This window comes from Paenibacillus sp. H1-7 (genome assembly GCF_022354825.1).
Lineage (GTDB): Bacteria > Bacillota > Bacilli > Paenibacillales > NBRC-103111 > Paenibacillus_S.
Window position 1 is genome coordinate 4955725 of the sequence record NZ_CP031168.1, and the last position, 22450, is coordinate 4978174.

A 22450-nucleotide genomic window follows, 5' to 3' on the forward strand; every position below is an offset into this window, starting at 1 on the left:
CCGCGGAACAGCCTCTTCAACATTTTTTAATTAATAAATTTCAGATACTGGAGCATACGCTTCAGCGTAGTTGCCGCTTGTGCGCGAGTAGCTTTGTCTTGTGGGGCAAACTCTTTGTCGGTCATTCCTTGAATCAAGCCGGCACTAAGAGCTTGTGCTGCCGCATCCTTCGACCATTCGCCGATGCTTGCGCGGTCTGCGAAGGAGTCTAGTACGGCTCTATCCAGCTTGACTTCTTTGCCGCCTACTTTCAGTGCTCTCACCAGCATCGTAACCATTTGCTCGCGAGTAATGTTGTCGTTAGGTCTGAAGGTACCGTCTTCATAACCTGTAATCAAGCCCGCTTTGTAAGCTGTGCCTACATCTGCTGCAAACCAGTCGCTCGATTGTACATCACGGAATCCATTCGTTTTGACTTCAGTCAACCCAAGCGAGCGAACCAGCAGGGCTGCGAATTCAGCGCGTGTAATGTCGGCGTCCGGAGCAAACAGCTGATCAGTTGTGCCGTTTACAATGAGTTTATTTGCCAGCAGCTCTACATCCGCTTTGGCCCAATGCTCTTTCATATCGGTAAATGATTTATCCGATTGAAGGACGGTGTAGATGCTGTTATGCGGCGAACGAATCGTAATGTCAGAGGAACCGTTATTCGTCGTGAGAACGGCAGGTACGAAATGCATACGGTTGTTCGAATCGAACCAGACTGCCGTTACTTTATTCGGATCTGCCGCAGCTCCTAAGCTAAAGGTACGATTGACGTAAACACCGCCGAAATCAGATAGTTCTTTCCCGTTTACGGTGATTGTAAACTCGATTGGATTAGCAATCACTTGTTTTGCGTTCATGCTTTTCACCACGGCACTGATTTCGTCTCCCGTTTTACCGGAAACCTTAGCAATGGTGACGGTGACCGTAGCATCCTTAGGAATATTGGTGAATAGACGCACAGGAAGCTCGTAAGTCACACCGTTTGCTTGAATTTGAATCACCGCATTGCTTTGCTTGCCTATTGCATTCAGAATGGCATTGCCCGGCAGCTCCACGTTCACTGCAGCTTCGCTATTCTTTATATCAATTGTAACAAGCGAATTAGACAAGGCTTTCTCTAGTTTATCCGCATCTACGGACACTTTCGTAACGGATTTGCCGTCTGCCGTTGTTTCTTTGGTAACTTTGGCGTCTTTGGCAAGATCGATAACACCTGCATTGCTGCCAGAATCCGTAGGAGTCGTAGTCGTGCCGGTGCCTGTAGATGATCCGCCGCCACCGCCGCTGCCAGGACGTGGCCGCGAGCTTTCTATAGCCGTCGTAAATGTAACCGTCGGACCATAGACACTGCGGTTTCCATCCGAATCTACTGCCTGGATTGCATAAGTATATCTAGTGTATGGCGTCAAGCCCGTCAAATCATAGCTTTGAACATTACCGAACGAAGCGATTTCCGTATAGGTAGCCCCTGTCACGCTGTATACCTTGTAGCCGCTTATTCCTCTGCTTGCTTCCGCTGCAGTCCATTTCAAAGTGGCCGTTCTTGGCATTACATTGGAAACAGTAAGACTAGAGCTAGCTGGCCATATCACATGGGTTACAGTAACGTTCGCCAACGCTTTATACGTGCTGCTCGTCACTGTACCCTCCACGGTAAAGCTGCCTGCCGTCGCATATTTCGACGGATCGATGCTATCCCACGCTACACCTAGCTGACGAGTTGTGCTGTCACTGTACACCGCCGTAACCATCGTTGGCAGTACGGGAGCCGTTCCCGCTTGGGTCGTCACGTTGACCGGCGTGATGCTTACGATCACCGCATTCGGTACATCTACCGCCGTTACAGTAACGTTCGCCAACGCTTTATACGTGCTGCTCGTCACTGTACCCTCCACGGTGAAGCTGCCTGCCGTCGCATATTTTGACGGATCGATGCTATCCCACGCTACACCTAGCTGACGAGTTGTGTTGTTGCTGTACACCGCCGTAACTACCGTTGGAAGCACGGGAGCTGTTCCCGCTTGGGTCGTCACGTTGACCGGAGTGATGCTTACGATCACCGCATTCGGTACATCTACCGCCGTTACAGTAACGTTCGCCAACGCTTTATACGTGCTGCTCGTCACTGTACCCTCCACGGTAAAGCTGCCTGCCGTCGCATATTTCGACGGATCGATGCTATCCCACGCTACACCTAACTGACGGGTTGTGTTGTTGCTGTACACCGCCGTAACTACCGTTGGAAGCACGGGAGCTGTTCCCGCTTGGGTCGTCACGTTGACCGGAGTGATGCTTACGATCGAGCTCGGAGCATCAACCGGAACTAGCTGAATAAAGGAGAACGTAGCGGTTTGACCACTGCTTGCCGCATTTTTACCCGTAACCGTGAACTTGAACTCATGGCTGTCGTCAGCTTTAATTGTAACCGTTCCAAGCTCCTGAATCGGATAGCTTTGCGTTGGCGCATACTCGTCTACCGGATTACCCAGGTTCTCCCCGTCGACGGACAACTGCAGTGTTGCACGGTTATTGTTTGTTTTATAACCAAACAAAACCTTGTATGTGCCTGCAGGGATATCCTTCAATGTAAAGGCCACGTAATCGTTAATTGCCGTGGTACCGTTTAACTGTACATAGCCTTTAACGCTGGAAGGCCAGTCTGCCCCGGTTCCTGCACCATTGGCACTGCTTAATGCAACGGACGATGTATTCTTATAAGCGCCCGAATTGAATAGATCTTGAAACGAATATGTTACCGGCTCACCTGAAGGTGAAACGAAAAATACCGTATACGTTGTTTTAAGATTCACATCGCTATTGCTCACTACTACAATAGTAACCGGATCTGTCTTAGCATTTTCCGGATACGTTATGGTAACCGTATTGCCTTCAGCTGCATCCGCAGTAATTGTTGGTAAGATTGCAGCAGACGGATCCAGGTAATATTTGTAGCTCGTCTCATCCGGAGAGAACCCAGGGATATCCTTACCATCTACCTTCAAGCTTGTCAATTTCGGTTTGTTATCCGGCTTGACTTCCGGATCTACCAGCAGAGCCGGTGCCGAGATCATAAACTTGCGGGAGTAGGTGTCAGTTCCCTTGGATCTTACAGCGATTTTGGACACATCTGTAATACTATCTGACAAAGTATAGCTTGTTGCGCCCGCAGGCAGGTCAGCAAGTATCGTTGTATCATCATAGACTGTAAAGCCTTCACTTGCAGGGTTCGCATCCCACTTCAGCACTTTGGCTGAGCCCGCATTATCCAGTATAAGATGCTGTGGAGGCGTTGGAGCATTAAACACTTGTACCTGTGTCAAGCGCGGAGGCCCTGTCAGATCCGTTCCTGCATTGCCGCCGGATGCGTTCTCCACTGTCACTTTGATATATCTGGAATGATACGTCTTGCCTAGGTCAATTCGATATGAGCTATCATCCGTATCCGTCCCGCCATTATTGCCAGTAGCGAACGTGTACCCTTGTGCCGTCTTGCGATCTACTTGCTTGAAGGTCATGGCATCAAATTCAGCAGCAGTTGTGCGGTTCGAGGTATCATCAGATACGTAAACCGTCGCGCCCTTTAACCGGGTCGATTTGGCGAACAATCGGAGCTGGCTGAAATCCATGGCTTGGCCAAGATCGATAACGAAGCTGCCTTTTCTGTCTCCATCCGTACCGAGCCATGAATAATTCCCAATTTGATCCAGGCTGGTTACATTGGTCACATTCCATTTGGTCGGATCCTGCAGGACACCGTTAGTGAGTTTATTGGCGTTGCCGAACTCGTTAGCCGCAGCAGATTGCGTCTGCAACGGGTTGCCGGTTACAGGGCCCACATTGTAAGCTTTTTTGTTCAACGCAAGGTTGACGGAAGAAATTCCTGACGCAACTTTGCTAATCGTAATATCCGCAACTTGTAGCTGAACGTCGAAGGCAGAGTTGTTGCCGCCATTGGAGCTGCGGTAAATCCCCCACTTCGGACGCAAATACTGGTCAAACGTTGCCGGATACTCCGTCTCGAAGCTGCCGCCTCTTTGAGGCCTTCTCCACAAATCCTTCACGCCATCGGTTGCGCCTGAATTCGTAAACACTTGGTACACATCCGGGCTGTCAAAAGTATACACTTTGCCGGTTACCGTATCTGTAATCTTAATCTTAAGCCATCCGCTGTCCGAAATCAGAGCGTCAAGCTCCACCTTGATCCAGTGGCTGCCGATTTCTTTTAACGGAATTCTCATCAGGTTTTTATCCCCGTCGTACCGGTTATGATTCACTATTAAATCTCTGCTGCTAGTTCCGGTTACCGACATTGCAAGGATATAAGCGCCGTTCTCATCGCTTGAGTTGCCGTTCGGCAATGTGTTGGTCGCTTGCGCATTCGTGGCCTTCAGCTGGAAAATATGGCGGAAGCCCGACTGGTTCCATTGATTGCCGTCCGGAATGTTCCACAGCCAGCTGTAGGAAACAAGGTCACCCTCATAAGCTGTAAAATCATGAGTTGAATCTTCGCTTGGACGGATTTCAACCCTCTGTCTGTCGTTGATAGCTGCACCGTCAACAACATAGCCTACACTCGGATCAAATACGCCTTTGTGAGCATACTCGCCGTCACGGACCTTATCTGCAAACTCGTTGTTTACGCCGCGACCGTATTCAAAAATGCGGAACACATTTTTCTTCAGCGCTTCGTCCCACACACTCTTGATATGATCGTCTGCCGCAGTAGCTCTAGGCTGGTCACCATAGAATGCATGGTAAGCGTCCCTGATTCTCTTGGTCACGCCTTCTACCGGTTCGTCGGTTCCCATTGCGCCTCCCAATACGTTGTAAGGAGACACGCCTTCGATCGCATTCATCTTGATTGTTTTGGCATTATCACCGTAACCGCGCGCCGTTACATCCAACGCAAATACGGATGGGGTGCCGTTGTTAAAACGAAGCTTAAATTCATTGGTGCCAAGAGGAAGCTTGGCAAGATAGGCAGCTGTGAATGTCACTGTATTCCCAGAAAGCGTATAGTCTGTATCCTTAACGAGCGCAGCACCGCCCTTGTTGATACTATCCAGCGTCTGTCCATTTGCAAAATTTATTGTTGTAGAGACTGGCGCAGTCTGATCCCATGTACTGTAGGTCCCCTTCTCGGGCACTAGAGACGTTACATTAGCAACAGCGTCTTTGCCGTAAATAGCCAAGGCGGAAAGCCCCATCATGGAATCGGAATCCGTAGTCTTGCTGCGGGAGCCGGCCAAGATCGTATTCACCATAACGTACCTGGCTGTAAACGGATAGAGGAACGTCTTCGTATCATAGCCCCAGCGCTGTCCGTTATACGTTACATAAGACCACAAGCCTTCCGTCTCCGTACCGCCGGCAAGAGTCCAGCCATTGGCCTTCCAATCGTAATTGTTCGCAGTATCCGAAGCCGTCGGCGCACTCGCCCAAGATGCAGGATCATTGGAATAGTACACCTCGAATCGGGTCGCATTGCTTTGGAGGTTCGGAATCGTGTTAGGAATCTCAAGATACAATTTATCAACCGTTTTGGGAGCACCCAGGTCAAGCGTCAAAGCCAAAGAGGATGGCGAATAATCGCTCTTATAGACGTTGGAGCTTGAATTACGCCAGAAGCCGCTGCCGCCCGATTTCAAAGCATCGGCACCGGGATGATCCGGAGTCTCCGAGCTTACTTTGAGATTCACCCCCGCTTGCGGCGTAAACCGTGCATTGTCCAAGAGGTTGACCGAGCTTGTTGCTGCCGGCTCCGCTACCGTCACGATGCAGGTTTGGGTTATGTCTCCAAAGCTTGCTGTTATCACGGCTGTACCTGTACCGACAGCGGTAACCAGACCGTTCGAATCAACCGTAGCCACATCTGATTTGTTAGAAGTCCATGTTATCGTCTGGTTCGGCGTATCCGCAGGCGATATGACAGCTTGAAGCGTCTCCGTTTTGCCCGGTTCAAGGCTAAAGCTGCTCTTGTTAAGAGTTAACGTAACAGAAGGCGTTTCTACGGATGGTTCGCCGAAAGCTCTGAACTTATTGCTTTTTATACCGCCGGCACCTGCTTTTAATTCAACGTCGGATACAAGCAGTAAATATCGAGCTGCAACCGGTACATCCAACGTCTTGTCAATCTTTCCGTTACTGTTCGGAGAAGGCTTATCCGTTTGCCCAACACCAGGGACTGGAGACCATGAAGCTCCATGTTCCGTTTCTAGCGGTTTTTTCGTCGCACCGGAAGATGCAGAGAGGGAAGTGCCTTCCTTGAGCTCTCCATATGCGTTAGCATCATTGGTATAGTACACTTGATAATTTTTCAATAAGTTGCTGTTACTGCCCCATTCAATTTGAATTTTGTCAACGTCTACTTTCTGCTTCAGATCTATGGCTGCCCAGAATTGGAACAAATCTGCAACGGTAGATCCCAGCGAGCTATGAGCCTGCCAAGGCTCGGTAGTATTATCGTTAATAAAGTTGTCTTTGCTGCCGCCGCTTTGAGCGACAACCTTGATGTCTGCGCCATGCGCCCAGTTTTTATAGCCGTTCGTAAGATTCACTTCAGCATAAGGCTGTATGTTCTTGGAATTCGTAATGCCTGTGCCGTTAAAAGTACCATAAATCTTACTTGTCCCCGTACCGTTAGGGTCATAGCCATCGGATTTCCACGTTACGTCTACCTTCTCAATCTTTCCTGTGCTCAAAGTAACGTCGAGCTGTGAAGGAAGTCCCAAATTCGGAAATGTTGTTCCAATGGTAGTGGTTATAGCTGCAGGCCTTGCCCACGCTACGATATCCTTAACTTGTTCCTTAGGATCCCAACCATCAGGGAACACATAGCTGCTAGTGTCCCTTTTCACCAAGTGCACATCGGCCAGATACATAGTTGCGGCTTGGAATTCATCTGCGTAAGCGGTATCTCCCGAACCATTGTACATTCCGCGGTAGAGCCCCCATTTAGAACGGTTCTGCTGACCCGCTACCATAGGCTGATCGCCTCTTTCCACTCTGCCGGTATCCGGATTCCTCTCTTCCGGGCGCCGCAAAGTTTCTGCTGTCATGCCGCCTGCAAACAGCACCTCATTGGATTCCAGATCAACAAGCTTGCCGTACACGTAGCCTTTATCTGCCGATAAAATAGTTACTTCAAAATCAAGCCAGCGGTCGGCAACCTTCTCGAAGGGGATCGTGAACAATGGCTTAATTCTGTCAGCTTGCGTGCCGTCCGGATTATTTCTGAATTCCAGCTGTCCTTTACCTCCGCTAGAAACAAGCGTAAGGGTTGTTATCGGCTGTCCGGCTTCGTCTCCGTTAATCGCTTTCAATTGAAAGATGTGCCAAAACCTGCGCGGAATAATAAAATCTCCCGCTTTATAATTGGTCACATCGTTCTGGAACTTTAAGGTTTCCGATGGAAGCATAAGTCTCCAATGGTGGGTCATTATGTCTCCGCCTACACTATTGGCATCGATATTGGAGGCTGCCGTGTTGCTTTTGATCTCGAGTCTCTGACGGTCACTGTCCACTGCCCCGCGGTCTCCGTCATCCCGACTCTTCCCATCTGGAGTAACAAAAGGTAAAAACTCGTGAAACCGTAAAATATCGGAGTTCAGCTTCTCGGTTCCCGGAATATTTTCAATCCCATATTTCGTAAGCGCATTCACATTATCTTTGTCAATCGTCTGCAAATACATGTTGTCACCCAGCCAAGAGTCCGGGACAGTGGAAGCAGCAGGATAATCACCCGTACGATCATAGAAGGAATCCTGCCAATTCTTACCACTATAAGAAGAAGCGGCGCCAGGACCTTCGATTGAGCCAGTAGTGCTGCCATTTCCGATCTTAGAAGCACCTAACACATCCCAAGAAGCTTCCCCTCCTTGAATATTGAGTGGCAAATACTTGTCGTTGGGTCCCATTGGGCCTGCGATGTCTGGAATGCTGCCGGCTACCGAGACCTTAATGGTGTATTCTTTGCTGTTGCTGCTGTTATTTTTATCGGTAACTACCAAATAATAAGTCGTTGGTCCGCTTGCTGAAAACTTATCCAGCTTGGCATCACCTATGTTAGTTCCGCTGGTTGCGAACGTAATAGATGTTGTACGATCACTTGTGTAAAGCGCTGCAGTTGCATCAGGATTCGTTGTAACATTCAGCATTTGGTATAAGGAACCATATGGCAATGAGATATCGATGGTTCCATCGCTCAGATTGACGGCAGCATTCACAGGCTTGTTCACTTTTACATCCAACAGGCCTAAGACATCATCCGCAGCATGCACCTTCGATGGTGGGATAAAAGATACATTGAATAGAGAGAATACTAGGGCAAATATCAGTATTAAGGTTAATACACGGTTCAGAGCGTGCTGCCTAAGCATCTTTAAAAGCCTCCTTTATAAGTCTGTAAAAAGATTGAATGAACCCCGTAAAAAATACAAATCCATAGTAAGGATTCACGATCGGATACGGCAGTTAAGGAAAAGGAGAATAAGAGTCGAGATTGTCATTTCTTTACAGAGACTTCAAGATAGCAGCAATTCGAGAGGTCTAGTGCATGTACAGCACATAGTTTAAGCGGAGAACAAACCTATCAATCCGAGTTACACCTGGATGCCTGGTAAAAGCAAATGAAGTATTCGTGGCGATACCGCCAGCGGGTTAACTCTACTAATCTCCCTGTCTGCTTCAAGCCCAAAAAAAGTGACAGGGTCGGGCTCTAGCATCATTGCGGTCTTGTCTTCCATTCTATCTCATATCCTCAACCCCCCCTGAATAACAAAATGATCTTGCTCCATCTTTTTTATTCTACTATTACAGTTTCTAAAGAAGATATGGATAAATCCCATTTGTATATGGAATATTGAAGGCAGTTTTGTAGCGCTTTCATTTATCTGTGGATGAAAGCCCTATGCAGGCAGGACTCTAGAAAGGGTAACAATACCCCGCTTCTCGCACATTTCGCCTCATAGGAATTAAGGTTTACTTCAGTCCGGTAAGAACAAAGCTAGGCTGCCGTCTCAGACAAGTCAGGTCGTAAAGCGGGACAAGGACTCCTCCAATTGCTTAGACACTTCCTCCAGCTGGCCAGAGAGAAGCACCAGCCTGTCGCTCACTTCCAGTTGTCCGACAACAGTGGAGGAAACCTCCATTGACGCGGCCAATGTTTCTTCCGATACCGTGCTAACTAGTCTTACTGTTTCTGACAGCTGCGCCTGCGATTGGTCCAGCTTCCCGATCGAATCGGTGACTGACTCGAGACGTTCGGCGAACAGCGTTATACCGACCAGGCGCCAATCGTTCTTTGCAAGCAAAGGCGCTTATTTTTTTTATTAAATTTAATGGACATCCGCTGTAGAGCAAAACGGCAAAAAGCCGCCCTATCGGACGGCAATGAACACGGCTCAATACATATTTTCCATAAATTTGTATCACACTAAACCCGACCATGAAAAAGGACGAGGGATATAATGTCAGTGTTTGTTTATAGTCTGATCGCTTGGATAGTCATATCGGTATTCGCCATCCTTCCTAAGAAATTGCCACTAACGGAAAACTTGTGTGTATACTTCTGCTGCGCCATCTTGATGACGTCCACTTTCACCACTCTCACTATGAACTTACAACTTTTGGTTAACAGTAACAGACTTGATTTTTATTTCTGCCGAGAAATCGGAAGATATATCATCTATCCGGTCTTGCTGCTTGTGTTTACGAACATTTTTTTTACAGTTAAATTGGCAGTCATGCGGTGGGGAGCCGCAATCTTAACCTTCGCAGCCTTATGCTCCGTCCATTTTTTGTTTAGATTTATTGGAGATCTTACTTTTATTCGATGGAATTCTTTGTTTAGCATGGTTATGTTCCTATTTTTCATGTGCGCTGCCTGGCTGTTCGAGAAAGCTTTCGCCTTTCGTTATCTAAAGGAGGAGGGGTAAGGGAATGATCATATATTACGACAATAAATGGAACACAAATGAATGGTTCGTGATCGGGTTGTTACTTATCGGGTTAACGCTTCTTGTAGCGCTGCCCAAACGATTTCCATTAAACTGGTCCACTGTATACACCCTATACGGGGTGTTTACCGGATTGTGCCTGGACCATACGCTAAGTGTAAATCCAGTGGATTTCTATGATGTGAATGATAACTCTAGCTATGAATTCATGGACTTTTTGACCTATGTCATGTACGGGCCATTTACCTATTTATTTGCCTACCTTCATGATACCTTGAAAGTAAAACCACCCATTGATCCCCTATTTGTGTTTGGTTGGAGCCTTTTGTCCGTGGTTGTGGAGTGGGTTGCCGTACAAGCGGGTGTTTTCCATTACAAGAATGGCTACACGATATTTTATTCGTTTCCGATCTATCTGAGCAGCTTGTATCTTCTTTTCCTTGCTAAAATGAACGGGTTTCAACGTAAGCTTTGCAAATAGCTTTCCAAGTATCCTGCAATATAAGCCGCCTGCAACCGTCGAACCTCCTCCGTAAAATGAACATGATCACAATATCCGCTTTCTCCGAAGGAACGTGTGAACGTGTACAAATCCAAAATTGGAATTCCGTGACTGGTCATGACTTCATCTGCAGCAGCGTTGTACGCTAATACATCCCGGTGAAAACGGAGAAACGACGTACTCCTGCTGTTATGTATGGCTTCCACAGCATCCGTCGTCCGGATCCAGAGGAACGATCGGGCGATATCCCGGACTGTAGTGACGATCTTTTCAAGATTATCCCGGTATTCGCTTAATGGTACTTGCTTCTCCCCCGTTACAGGATCCGTCTTTATATCGTGCAATCCGCAATTGATCAGAAGCAGGTCGTAGGTCATACCCTTACTTCGTTCCGTATTCAAATATTCCAGAACCATCCTGCTATCCCCGCCGTTAGCTCCTACAGGTTGATCCAAATCGGCCAATGCCTGCTCTTCTCCCCGCTTGCGGTCATAATGAAGCTTGCTTTCGACCATCTTTTTTAAATGGGGTCCATATTGGATCGAAATACTATCACCGACGATAAAAATACTTCTCATATTGGCTTCCTCCCTACATTATGAATAACTAAATAGAAAGCAGATTAGACAAGGAAATGCATGCATAACCTGCAGATTCCTGTTAGTATAATAATATATGATTGGAAATAAAGGGAATATAGCATAAAGTAACCAGTAAAGGAGCAATGAGCTATGGGTGAAGCGATTTCTTCATACGTAATGGCTTATCTCAACCGAATTAACTACACAGGAACGATAGACTTAAGCCAAGAAACACTTGCTAGATTACAAGAGCAGCATATTAAGTCCGTTCCTTATGAGAACTTGGATATATGGTGCGGTGTGCCTTTATCATTAGAAATAACGGATTTGTATAATAAAATTGTCATTAACCGCCGCGGAGGGTATTGTTTCGAACTCAATGCACTGTTTGGATGGCTGCTGCGGCAGCTTGGCTTTAAAGTAACGGATCTATTTGCCCGATTTTGGCGGGATGAAACCGTACTTCCCCCCAAACGCAGACACCACGTCTTACTTGTGGATATTTCCGGGAAACGCTTCTTATGCGATGTCGGGGTTGGTGGAGTAGTTCCGCTCAGGCCAATTCAAGTGATAGAACAGGTCGCGCAGCAGCAAAACGATGAGGCTTACCAGCTTAAGCGCGATGAAAACTATGGATGGATGCTAAACGAGCAGAAGGATGATTCGTGGCGTCTGATCTATTCGTTCACTGAAGAACCGCAGCTTTTAATTGATTATTACGCAGCCTCGTATTGGTGTGAATCTGCTCCCCATTCTCCATTCAAAGAATCTGCTATAGCAGCTATTCGAACCGAGGATGGCCGTCATACGCTAAAGGGAATTGAGTTTCGCACATTCACTTCCGAAGGTGTCTCCACGTACATACCGCAAACAGAGGATGAGTTTAACCATGCGTTAAAAACCTATTTTGGTATAAGTCTCAGCAGTTTACCTGCTTCGATCAAATTTGATGCTACGAAACCTTTCTAATTAGCCATTTGAGCCCCACCACCCGGTGGGGGTATCTTTTTTCGATTAATTCGATAGCTGCTTGCAGTAATCTATTCTTAATGTCCATCCCCTTAAAGGACCTTGAGAATATCATTTGTTATTTGTTCTGTTATCACCTCACGATTTTCTTCACTCATGTGATTTAGACTTATCCCGGACAGTTCTTTTATCTTGTCGATTTTCGCTTCCAACCTCTTCATCCTCCTTATACTTTTTCAGTGGCTGCTACCAACACTACACAATAATTCTCCGGAAAAGGATAAACACCTTTGAAAGATTGGGTTGGGTTGCAAATTACTTGGATCGAAGAAAATATTACTATTACATAGAGCATCTGGCGCGGACCCAAGCTATTGAAAGAGACCTTGAAAATACGAAAAAACCGCACAAGGCGGTTTATAAGTCTACTCAATTATTCAACTATCATGCGTGCATACTGTAAACTCTAACCAAGAAGATACACTTCCGAGCGGTGGCACAGCTAGAGCAAGCCCCCGCTGAACGGCTTCATCCAAGGTAAGCTTCGGCGGCACGTTGAACATCTCCAGCCCGATATTGTAGTCGCATCCGAAGAAGGGTGCTTCCGTGTCCGCCATGAAATTTTGCCAATACCAAAGGTAGGGCCAAACGGTACCGTCCCATCGAACCTCCAATGCGACGGAACGGATCGGGTTCGTTATTCGATATTTGTTGTCTTGCGTTAACAAATATAATAGCTCACGTTCCGTACCGGGAGCAGGCAGGCGTGACAAATCGACGATATCGCCGTTTTGCTCCATCAGAGGCCAACTCCAGGTCTCCCCGCTTTTCGGATTACAGATTAGGGTACCCGGGTCGAGGCTGATGAAGCATTTTCTATCAAGAAAAGGCGCCCCGTATGCCAGATGATGCCCCCAATTGGCTTCCAGCGTCACAGATGGTGATAAATTGGTTATGGTCTCCTCGATTCGAACGGTTTCGCTTCCGGAAGTTAGGGTTATTCGTTTGGAAGTTAGAAATGGAAGCGAGCGGATCCGGTTCGTAAGCAACACCTGAATTTCCTCCGGTTCATCCTTCACTATGTCATAGTCCCATGGCGTCATAGCCGATTCACCACGAAACACTGTGGCACCGCGGTAGGAAGAGTTGTAGCTGACTTCCGGAAACATCTCCTGCCAGCCTCCCAGATAACTCATTTCATAGTCCGTATATAAAGGATGACTAGGGAAAAAGCCTTTTTGTGAAAGCCAGATGAAGTCGGTATCCGATGGTTTATGAAGCCAACGGATCGGCTCGCCTCCTTTGTCCAGCAGCAAATGAATGAGCAGCTTCTCATTCTCAAGTAGCAGCGAACGGCAATCTTTAAAATCTACGTCGTCTATAATCCGGCAGCCCGAATTACGCAGCGGGCGGTACAAGTGTCTCATTGCAGGCTCTCTCCCCTCACCCTCACACTCAAGTTATACTCCGAAAAATTGTTCTTCCAATGCAATACAAATGGCATGATATATGGGAAGATGCCTCTCCTGAATGTCCTGAGTTGATTGATACGGCACGCAGATGGTGACATCGCTCAACTCCGCAAGCTTGCCGCCGGTCTGGCCCGTCAAGCCGATTGTGCTGACACCTAGAGCACGGGCAACTTGAACAGCCCGGAGGACGTTAGCGGAGTGGCCGGATGTGCTTATACCGAGAAGCACATCCCCTGGTTTAGCATAACCATAGACTTGCTGGGCAAAAGCCATATCCGGCGCTACATCATTGGCATAGGCGGAGAGAAATGCCGATTGACTGACTAGCGAGATAGCCGGTAAAGCCCCCTGCAAATGGTCGGCCAAGTAACTCCCCTCTGCGGGAAAAGCGGTAAGGAAGCCCTCCCGCTGCTCTCCGGATAGAGGTCTTTTGGACATAAAGCCCTTCATCAATTCCCCAACTATATGCTCGCTGTCCGAGGCGCTCCCTCCATTGCCGCATACAAGCAGCTTGCCTCCCTGCCGAAAGCTGTCAGCTATCAATTCGACCGCTTTTTCGATCTGCTGCCGGCAGCCTGCAACATCCGGGTACTTGACAATAAGCTGGTGCAGCACGGTACGGGTCGCTTCCGGGTTGTACATGCTCATGCGGGTGATCATTCCTTTCGTCACTAGTTTCTTTTACCATGAATCAGAGCCTGCCATAATGCAGGAATCGTTTGCTGATGCAGCCCTTCAAAATGATAGCCCACCCCACCGAGGCTTGTGGGCCGATGAATGATATTTTTGCGGGGACGATAATAATAGTCCCAATCCTCATAGCCCACTTTGCTATTGTAATCACCAAGTTTTACAATATCGAAATTAGCTGTCGTTATTCGGCTTACGTCGTAGCCTAAGTTGCGAGCAATGGACAACGCTTTGAGGAACACCTCCGGTCCGGTCACCGTAGAACCGAAGTTGGCGAATACGCCTCCGTCCAATCGGGATACCGTGCGGGCATATATTTGGAAGTCTCTTCCGCTCGCCCCGCCTTGCACGGCAAAATCGGTTTCCGGGTGCTGCTGAACTGCGTCGGTTCCGATCGTAACATGAACGGTGCAAGGAATCCCCTTATCCGAGCAAGCTTGCAGCAGGCTCCATTCACGATATGGATACAGCTGTTCATGCCGGGTCATATGATGCATAAGACTTTCCCCGTAGCCGAGCCCCAGCGCATACCCTTCACTAAGAGCACCGTGCAGCAATGCTCCCGGTTCTTGCCACATGCCGAAGCTCCCGCGAGTCAGCGCCTGATTATCCTCTTCTTCGGTATGGCCGAAGGCGGCCAATTCGATATCCTGAAAAGCGCCGGCTCCACTCAATGCCAAATGCGTGATGTATCCGTCACGAATCAGCTCTACAAGCACCGGAGATACTCCGCTGCCAATGACGTTACCGCCAAGCGAGACCAGGACCTCCTTGTTCTGAGTTTTTGCAGTGCGAACGGCCTCCACAAACGCTTTAAAGCCAGGCGTATCTGCCGCCTCCCAGTGGTTCTCTTGGTCAATTTCACCGCCACCAATCTTCCTTGGCGCTTGCAGCGAATCCGCATGCAGCCTGCTTTTTCGTTCGGAAATGGGGTATAGAACGCGACTCTGTTTTGACAGTCGCTCTGTGCGCTTATACTCCGGAAACACGGCCCCAGTTTCCCGCTTGCGCTCCAGCACGCGCTTGTACAGCTGCGGGATTGTAGCTTGATGAAGACCGTGGAACAAATATCCCGTTCCGCCGATTTGCTCCAGACGATCCATGAAATTACGTCTTGGCCTATAATAAAACTCCGCTTCCTGCTCCGAAGGGCTCGCAGCATCACTGACAGGGACGATATCAAAGTTGGCCGCGGTAATAGGTGCCATGTGAAGGCCTTGATTGCGGCAAAGACTGAGAGCTTTTAGAAAAATCTCCGGTCCGGAAATGGCCGAGCCGAAATTCAGGAACACACCGCCCTCGGCCATCTCGGCTACCGATTGGCACATTGTTTCAAAATCTTGCCCGCTCGCCGCCCCAAGCGATTGAAAATCGGCAGAGGGATGCTGATGAATGATGTCGGTGCCGATGGAGATATGGCACGTATAGGGCACACCGGAGCGCTGGCACTGCACGAACACGCAGTCGTCATAATGCGGGAACCGCTCCGGGTACCGGTCCAGATACCGATACAGACTTTCGCCGTATCCCAGGTTAAGCGCCGCTCCCTGCCGGATCGCCTCGTTCATGTAATTGCCGGTTTCTTCCCACATGCCGAACGATCCGTCTTCGATGGCGCGCGCGACATCCTCCGAGGTCTCGCCCAGAAAGGCCAGCTCGAAGTCGTGGATGCTCGTAGCCCCGTTTCCCGACACATGTGTCAGGATGCCGCTGCGTACCATTTCGATGACATATCGGGACATGCCGTTTTTGATCACATGCGCGCCCATGGACCATATTACAGGCTTGCCTGCGGCTCTGGTCCGCACAATCAGATCGACCAACCTGTCAAAACGATCAACATCTCTATCTTTAAGAGGCCAATCTTCCACGACGTCAGCCATAGGTATGGCCATGTTGCGGATCGTAACCAGATTCGTGCGGCTGTACACGGAGTTTGTCTTGATTCCTTGGAAGGCTAATCTCTCGTGCCGTTTCATTGCACCAATTCCTCCTTCGTCTTGTTGAAAAGCGGGACTAAAGCCAGACAGAAACCTATTAGAAAGTTTGCATGCTTACAATCCCAGCCGCTTCAGCCATTCTTCCGTATTAACAAAATCACCGGCAATCCAATCCGCTCCTGCCGCCATAAGCCTCTGTTTCTTGACCGGGTGGATGCCGGTCCGAGCTTCCTCGTCGCTCGCCAGTCCGAGAGCCAAGCTCCCTGCTTCTTTGGCAAGCCGTATCTCCACCTTGCCATCCCCGATGACGGCGAGCTCATGCCCGGCCAGCCCCTTGTCGTGCATAAGCTCCCGCAGCACCTTTTCCTTGGAGCAATCGGCTTTGCCGACCGGCGCGCCTGCAATCGCACGGAAATATTTTGCAACTCCCAATACCTCCGCTTCACGCACTACGTCCGGATGATCGGTTCCGCTGGCAACATAGAGCTCCAAACCGCGGCTGTGGAGCGTCCGTATGAAGTCCGCCGCCCCTTTTATCAAATAATCGTCCGCTGCGGATTGGCCCGAAGCTAACTGGTCAACTCGCTTCATGACCTGTTCCAGCAGCCTTGAATTATAAACCGCTTTGTACGCCCACTCGTCTTTGACCGTCTCATTCCATCCGGCGGAACGAACCTTATCCGCCAGCCACTGCATTTGGTAAATCGTCTGAATCCCGGTCGACTGATCGATATATGCCGCGATGTCGCGGTCCAGCCGTTCTTCCTCCTCTGCACTAAGAGAGCGGCTGCCGGCAATCTCCTCTTTCATGAACGGCGCCATGATACATTCCCAGCCGGCGCGAAGAGTCGAGATCGTTCCGTCAAAATCAAACAACACGGCTCGGAACTTCCCCATAGCATCATCACCCATTTTCTTAATTATTAAGTTAAATAAACGGATTCGTACCAAATATCTATCGCTTTCGCCGCTTGAGCGCTCAGAACGGCACCACTGCGAGTTTTGGAGCTCATTGTTATACCATGCCGGCATACAAGATGTTTGGCCGTTGCCGTGAACCCCATGCAGAGCACGCCGTCCAAAAACATAAGCTGTTGATGAGCCTTTACGGCGGCTTTCCCGGCTGTATCGCCCTGCAGCACCGCATTATTCCATAAATCCAGAACAATGTCTGACGCAGCGGTGGAAGTGATGGCCATAATCCCGCCTGCTCCCTGACGGATTGAATCAAGCATGAACGCGGTGTTCGCCTGGTACACGATGCCGCCTTGAGCGATTTTGGCCTCTATTCCTTCCAGCGTGCAAGTGGTGTCCTTGATGCCTGCAACACGGTGCTGTCTGACCAATTGCCCATAAATAGCTGGATCAATGAAGTGAGGCTTAAACAGGGGAAACTCGTATAAAAGCACCGGAATCGGTGACACCTCTGCCATCCTGGCCAAGTATTCGCCAAGCTGGCTCGGAACCGTTCCCAATCCCGGCGGCGCCACGAGTACAAGGCCTGTTGCCCCGGTTTCCGACATACGAAGCAGCTCCTGCTCATGCTCTTCTATATTAGTGCCTACATTGGCCGTAGCGATGACAGGCGTGCCTGCAGCTCTTCTCACCGCTCGGCGCGTCAATTCCAAGCGTTCATCCGCCGTCAAAAACGCCATTTCGCTGCTGCCGCATGAGGCAAACAATCCGTGCGGGCGCTTGGAAAGCTGCCAATCGACGTACCTGTCGTACACGTTCCAATCAATCGCTCCTGTCTGCGTAAAAGGAGTGAGCAGCAGCGCGAACACGGCGCCAAAAGCACTCGATAGCTCCAAATTAGACTCGTTCATTCAGATTACACCCTCTTCCTGTCATAACGGTCTTTTATTTCTTCAGGAGAAGCGGATCCGGTCTCGCCAATTTTGCTAACCGCAACCGCTGCTCCCAAATGAGCGAACGCAGCCGCTTCCGGACCGATGGCGCCTGCACCGAGCGCCGACATCAGCGAAGCCGAGAAGCAGTCCCCGGCGCCGACGAAATCAATAGGCGGCGGTACTTTTTCTGTCGGCACATACATGCAGCTGCCGGTATCCAGCCATAGGGCACCTTGCTCACCCATAGTTAGGCAGCAAGGTGCTTGAATGCTCTGCGCCAGCGCTTTCCCAGCTTCAAGAACATCCGAATCGATAACATATTCCGCCTTGTTCCCAACGGAGCGCTGATGCCTCAGCCGTTCGGGAACTCGCTCCTCCCTCGATCGGGAATGCCACTGCAGCGCCTCCACCTCGTTTGGCTTCACGAGAATTCCGTCATACAGTCCGATATGGTCGCGGCTATCCGCAACGACAAGCTTTCCTTGCTTGGCCCAATACTGCAGCCTGGCACGAATCATTGGACCGATGACGCCAAATCTAAGCTGATCGGTCACGCCGATCACATCAATCCGTGCAGCCATACGATCCAGGTTCTCAAGCAGCCTCTCTACAGCAATATCACCGAGAGGGGCGTAGTTGGTGTAATCGATACGCGGATCTTCCTGCTGCGAATTTTGCAGCCCATGGCGGATCGTCTTGCAATACGCCGGAGTCGTCCAGCTGCGCTCCTCCCATACAAGAGAGGTGTCGATACCGTTGGACTGAAGGGAGCCGGTTAACAGCTGGCCTCGCCAGTCACGGCCGATCACCGAGCAAAAAAGCACTTCGGAGCATCCCAAAGCTTTAAGATTCACGGCAACATTGCCTGCAGCTCCTGGTGAGAAGCGCTCTCTTACGACGGGCAAATTAAAATGCGGCGTTTCGCGCGACAGCTCGCTTAACGTCATGTCCGCATGTAAATACATATCCAGGCAGCCGTCGCCGATGACGCCTACTCTCAGCTTCGATATTCGTTGCAGAAGATCAGCCACCCGCTCTCGGCTAAGCCCTTCATATACCGGAACGGAGTATTGTCCGTTCCGGTTCTCATCGTTGTGTACCATACCTGTTCCCGTTCCTTTCCTGCTCTCAGCTTGTAATGCTCTCCCCGCCTAAGCTCATACCGTTAAGCTCATACCGCTTAGCTCACACTAATCGGATGCGGAACGTCTTAAGCTCATACGGCGAGAAGAATGCATGGAATTGATGCGGCTCATGCAGGATGTCTTCACCTTCCCGCTCAAGCAGGTTCACCTCTTCAACCTGTTCGATGGCAAAATGTGTTGTAAACTGAACCTCCCCGCGCTTCCCTGCAAATTCGTAGCAGCGTACGATCCAGTCGTTCGAATCTTCCGCCCGCTTCACGGTATCGATGACGACATGTTCGCCGCTGGCGCTGAGAAAGCTCAGCTCAGCCGGAAGCGGCTTTGCTGCAGCCTCAGTCCCCGGTTCGGGCAGCGAGACGACGGTTACGGGAATATTCAGCCGATGCGCCTGCTGTACCGTACCTGCCGCGAACCAATCCCCTTCATGCGGCAAAATCGCATAAGTAAACGTATGCTCGCCCAAATCGCAGGTCGGATCCGGCATATTGGACGATTTAATCAGCGTCAGCCTCATGACATGATCCCGTACGTCATGTCCGTATTTGCAATCGTTCAACAAGCTGATGCCGCAGCCGCGTTCGGACAAGTCGATCCAGCGGTGCGCGCACGTCTCGAACCGAGCGAAGTCCCAGCTCGTGTTCCAGTGCGTCGGGCGCTGCACGTTACCGAACTGGATTTCATGCGTTGCCGACGCTGCCCGAACGCGGACCGGGAACGCGACCTTAAGAAGCTGCTCGCGTTCTCTCCAATCGACCCAGGTGGAGAAGTCGATCCTTGGATTATTAACGTATACGATCATGTCCTGCTTCAGCACGGTCTCACCGTAATGCCATACGAATCGGAGCACGGCCCTCTGTGCGTTGTGCTCAATGAGCTCTACGGATCTTAGGTCTGTCACGGCATAGGTCTTCTCGTAATAAAAAATATCGATCTCCCAGTTATCATGGGCCGTCGGTTTGTCTTCGTGCACATCGAAGCGGTTCGCGACCTCGCCTTCGGCAATCAGGTTCCGCATCATGCGTTTATCAAACAGCTTGGTCAGCTGGCCAGCCGCATTCCATTCAATTTCATAGAAAGGCGTCTCCATCCGCTTTCCCGAGATGTCCATGGTGATTTGACTCGCTGTACTTTCCAGAATGCCGGTGCCAACATCAGCCGCTCCTGCAAATTCTCCAACGACTGGCCCTCCCTGTGCGGCGTCCTCCATATGAATCGAGGTATATCCCAGTGCAGGAATGCTCTTGACGTAAAGCTGCAGCGTATCTCCATCCGGGCGGTGCACCCGCTCGGCAGAAAGCAGTCTTCCGGACGTGTCGCGCCACCGCTTGCCGGTGAAGCTATCGTCCCACGGCAGCTCGATCCGCTCGTCACGGCTCCACGGCAGCGTGTTGACAACCAGCCAGCCGGGCTGTCCTCCCGACTGCACGCTAGCAGACAAGCCGAGCAAGCTGTCTTGGAGCGAGCGTTCGGCTAGCTGCTCCGCCTCTGCGTATTCGATGCGGCAATCCTCGTACACTTCGGGAATCGAGGAGCCGGGCAATATATCGTGGAACTGATTGCGCAAGACTATTTTCCAGCTTTCATCCAGCTGTTGTTTCGGGTAAGAGGCAAAATCGCTCACCGAGCCCCAAAAGGTCGAGACAACTTCCGCATCGCGCAGCTTGTTTTCCATATGCCGATTCATTTTTTTGACATAAGCCTGGGAAGTATAGGTCCCTCTGTGCAGCTCCAAATACAGCTCGCCGTCCCAACGGTGGACATAACGGTCCGTGTTTTTCACCTTCTGCTCTAAAGCCTGGAAGAAGGTATCCGCGCGTCCCATCGTCACCTTAGGAAGACCCGGCATTTGCTCCAGTCTACGGCGCATTTCCAGCATCGTTCTCGTCGGGCCTCCGCCGCCATCTCCCCATCCGAAGGAAAGCAGCAGCTCGTCGTTCACTTCTTTGTCACGATAATTGTTCCAAATCCCGTTTACCGTCTCCGGCAGCACTTGGCCGTTATAAGTATACGATTTGGGAAAGGCATCCTCTTTCATCCCGGGGTCCGGCGTTGTAATGTAATGTGTCAGGATTTCACTTCCGTCGATGCCTCTCCAGTAGAATGTATCGTGCGGAAAACGGTTGTATACGTTCCAGCTGATTTTGGTCGTCATAAAATAGCGCAATCCGCTTTTCTTCAAAATTTGCGGTAAAGCCCAGCTGTAGCCGAACACGTCCGGCAGCCATAAATATTCGCATTGCACGCCGAACGTTCGCTCATAGTAGCGCATGCCGTACAGCAGCTGGCGCACCAGCGATTCCCCCGAAGGGATGTTGCAATCCGACTCCAGCCACATCGCCCCGGAGGCTTCCCACCGGCCTTCCTTCACTCTTTCTTTAATTCGGGCGAAGAGCTCGGGGTAATCGTGCTCGATATAATCGTAGAGCTGCGGTTGGGTTTGAATAAACGTGTATTCGGGATACTGCTCCATTAAGCGCAGTACGGTAGAGAAAGAACGGGCCGCCTTCTCCCTCGTATGCCTTAGCCGCCACAGCCAAGCAACATCGATATGCGTATGGCCGATGCAGCGCACGGTCACTTCATTGAGCTTCGGTATGCTCGCCAGCTCTTCCTTGAGCTTGCTGTTGGCCTCACCTACGCTGGTATAGAACGAATCGCTTGCCGGATACCGGTATTGGATGAGCAAGAAAGATCGATCCAGCGCTTTGAGAATGGCCTGGCGCTCCCAGCGGTTTTCATGAAGCACTTTGACCGTTTGCAATGCCGCCGTCGCCGTGTAATACAGGTCGTCCGCTTCGGTTTCCAGCAATGCCAGCTCGGACTTTTGCAATTGATGCCATTGCTCCACCCGTCCCTGACCGCCGCTTAAGCCGCTCCATACTTTAAACAGCAGCTCGACTTTCTGACCAATCAGCTCTTCGGGGAAAAAGACCTCCTGATGATAGGTTCCCACGCCCTGAAACGGGGACCCGTTCAAATAAAGCAGAGACTCAAAGCCGGAATTGTGCCCGGAGCCGGTTTTGCCGAAATCGAACAGACCGACCACCGTCTTCCCCTGCCACTCGGCAGGAAGCGTAACTTCTGCCTTAAGCCATGCGGTAACGTCCCATCCTCCCCATCGCTCACCGATCGATACCTCGCGCCATTCGGCATCTTCCGGCGGTAAGGCTCCAATATCTGCCTGATCGTCCAACCAAAATTGGAACTTGGGGATGATCCTCGAGTGGCTATAGCGGTACTTCTCGAATTCGCGCAGTCTTCGACTGAGTTTTTCGTAGGTTAACAGCATTCGAACGCCTCCAATTAAGTCAATGTCTCCTGATTTATCTTATTCATTAAGCTAATATAAAAATGAAT

12 protein-coding genes are annotated in these 22450 nt (G+C 50.0%); 2 read left to right on the forward strand and 10 right to left on the reverse strand.

All coding sequences use genetic code 11. From position 1 onward, the window contains the following. Nucleotides 1-26: 26 nt before the first annotated feature. Together DVH26_RS21915 and DVH26_RS21920 are read right to left on the reverse strand one after the other, a co-directional pair. A complete protein-coding gene (locus tag DVH26_RS21915; RefSeq protein WP_239625364.1) occupies nt 27-8366 on the reverse strand; it encodes an Ig-like domain-containing protein in 8340 nt (2779 codons plus the stop codon). A gap of 648 nt (nt 8367-9014) precedes the next feature. Then, nucleotides 9015-9299: a hypothetical protein gene (locus tag DVH26_RS21920; RefSeq protein WP_239625366.1), complete on the reverse strand. Its 285-nt coding sequence runs from the start codon at nt 9297-9299 to the stop codon at nt 9015-9017. 628 nt (nt 9300-9927) lie between these two features. Here DVH26_RS21920 and DVH26_RS21925 point away from each other — a divergent pair. After that, entirely contained in the window at nt 9928-10425 is a 498-nt protein-coding gene (locus DVH26_RS21925) for a hypothetical protein (protein WP_239625368.1), read from the forward strand. On the opposite strand, the gene DVH26_RS21930 is transcribed toward DVH26_RS21925, so the two are convergent. Next, nucleotides 10404-11024, reverse strand: a complete 621-nt coding sequence (locus tag DVH26_RS21930) for an SGNH/GDSL hydrolase family protein (RefSeq protein ID WP_239625370.1) — start codon at nt 11022-11024, stop codon at nt 10404-10406. The genes DVH26_RS21925 and DVH26_RS21930 overlap by 22 nt on opposite strands. A 153-nt stretch (nt 11025-11177) precedes the next feature. On the opposite strand from DVH26_RS21930, the gene DVH26_RS21935 reads away from it, so the two are divergent. After that, nucleotides 11178-11996, forward strand: coding sequence for an arylamine N-acetyltransferase family protein (locus tag DVH26_RS21935; protein WP_239625372.1), 819 nt, complete (start codon nt 11178-11180; stop codon nt 11994-11996). Nucleotides 11997-12433: 437 nt separating this feature from the next. On the opposite strand, the gene DVH26_RS21940 is transcribed toward DVH26_RS21935, so the two are convergent. The 7 genes from DVH26_RS21940 to DVH26_RS21970 form a co-directional block, all read right to left on the reverse strand. Then, nucleotides 12434-13423, reverse strand: coding sequence for an aldose epimerase family protein (locus DVH26_RS21940; protein WP_239625374.1), 990 nt, complete (start codon nt 13421-13423; stop codon nt 12434-12436). 33 nt (nt 13424-13456) lie between these two features. After that, nucleotides 13457-14116, reverse strand: coding sequence for a D-sedoheptulose-7-phosphate isomerase (locus tag DVH26_RS21945; protein ID WP_239625377.1), 660 nt, complete (start codon nt 14114-14116; stop codon nt 13457-13459). A gap of 23 nt (nt 14117-14139) precedes the next feature. Next, complete coding sequence (locus tag DVH26_RS21950) at nt 14140-16137, reverse strand: GSU2086 family protein (RefSeq protein ID WP_239625379.1); 1998 nt, start codon at nt 16135-16137, stop codon at nt 14140-14142. 75 nt (nt 16138-16212) lie between these two features. Beyond that, entirely contained in the window at nt 16213-16995 is a 783-nt protein-coding gene (locus tag DVH26_RS21955; protein ID WP_239625381.1) for an HAD family hydrolase, read from the reverse strand. Between the two features lie 26 nt (nt 16996-17021). After that, nucleotides 17022-17924 (reverse strand): dihydrodipicolinate synthase family protein, encoded by a 903-nt coding sequence (locus DVH26_RS21960; RefSeq protein WP_239625384.1) that lies wholly within the window; start codon nt 17922-17924, stop codon nt 17022-17024. A gap of 5 nt (nt 17925-17929) precedes the next feature. Continuing rightward, complete coding sequence (locus tag DVH26_RS21965) at nt 17930-19051, reverse strand: bifunctional heptose 7-phosphate kinase/heptose 1-phosphate adenyltransferase (RefSeq protein ID WP_239625386.1); 1122 nt, start codon at nt 19049-19051, stop codon at nt 17930-17932. Between the two features lie 82 nt (nt 19052-19133). Beyond that, the gene (locus DVH26_RS21970) at nt 19134-22382 is read right to left on the reverse strand and encodes an alpha-mannosidase (RefSeq protein ID WP_239625388.1); all 3249 of its coding nucleotides are present in this window, start codon (nt 22380-22382) and stop codon (nt 19134-19136) included. Nucleotides 22383-22450 lie beyond the last annotated feature (68 nt).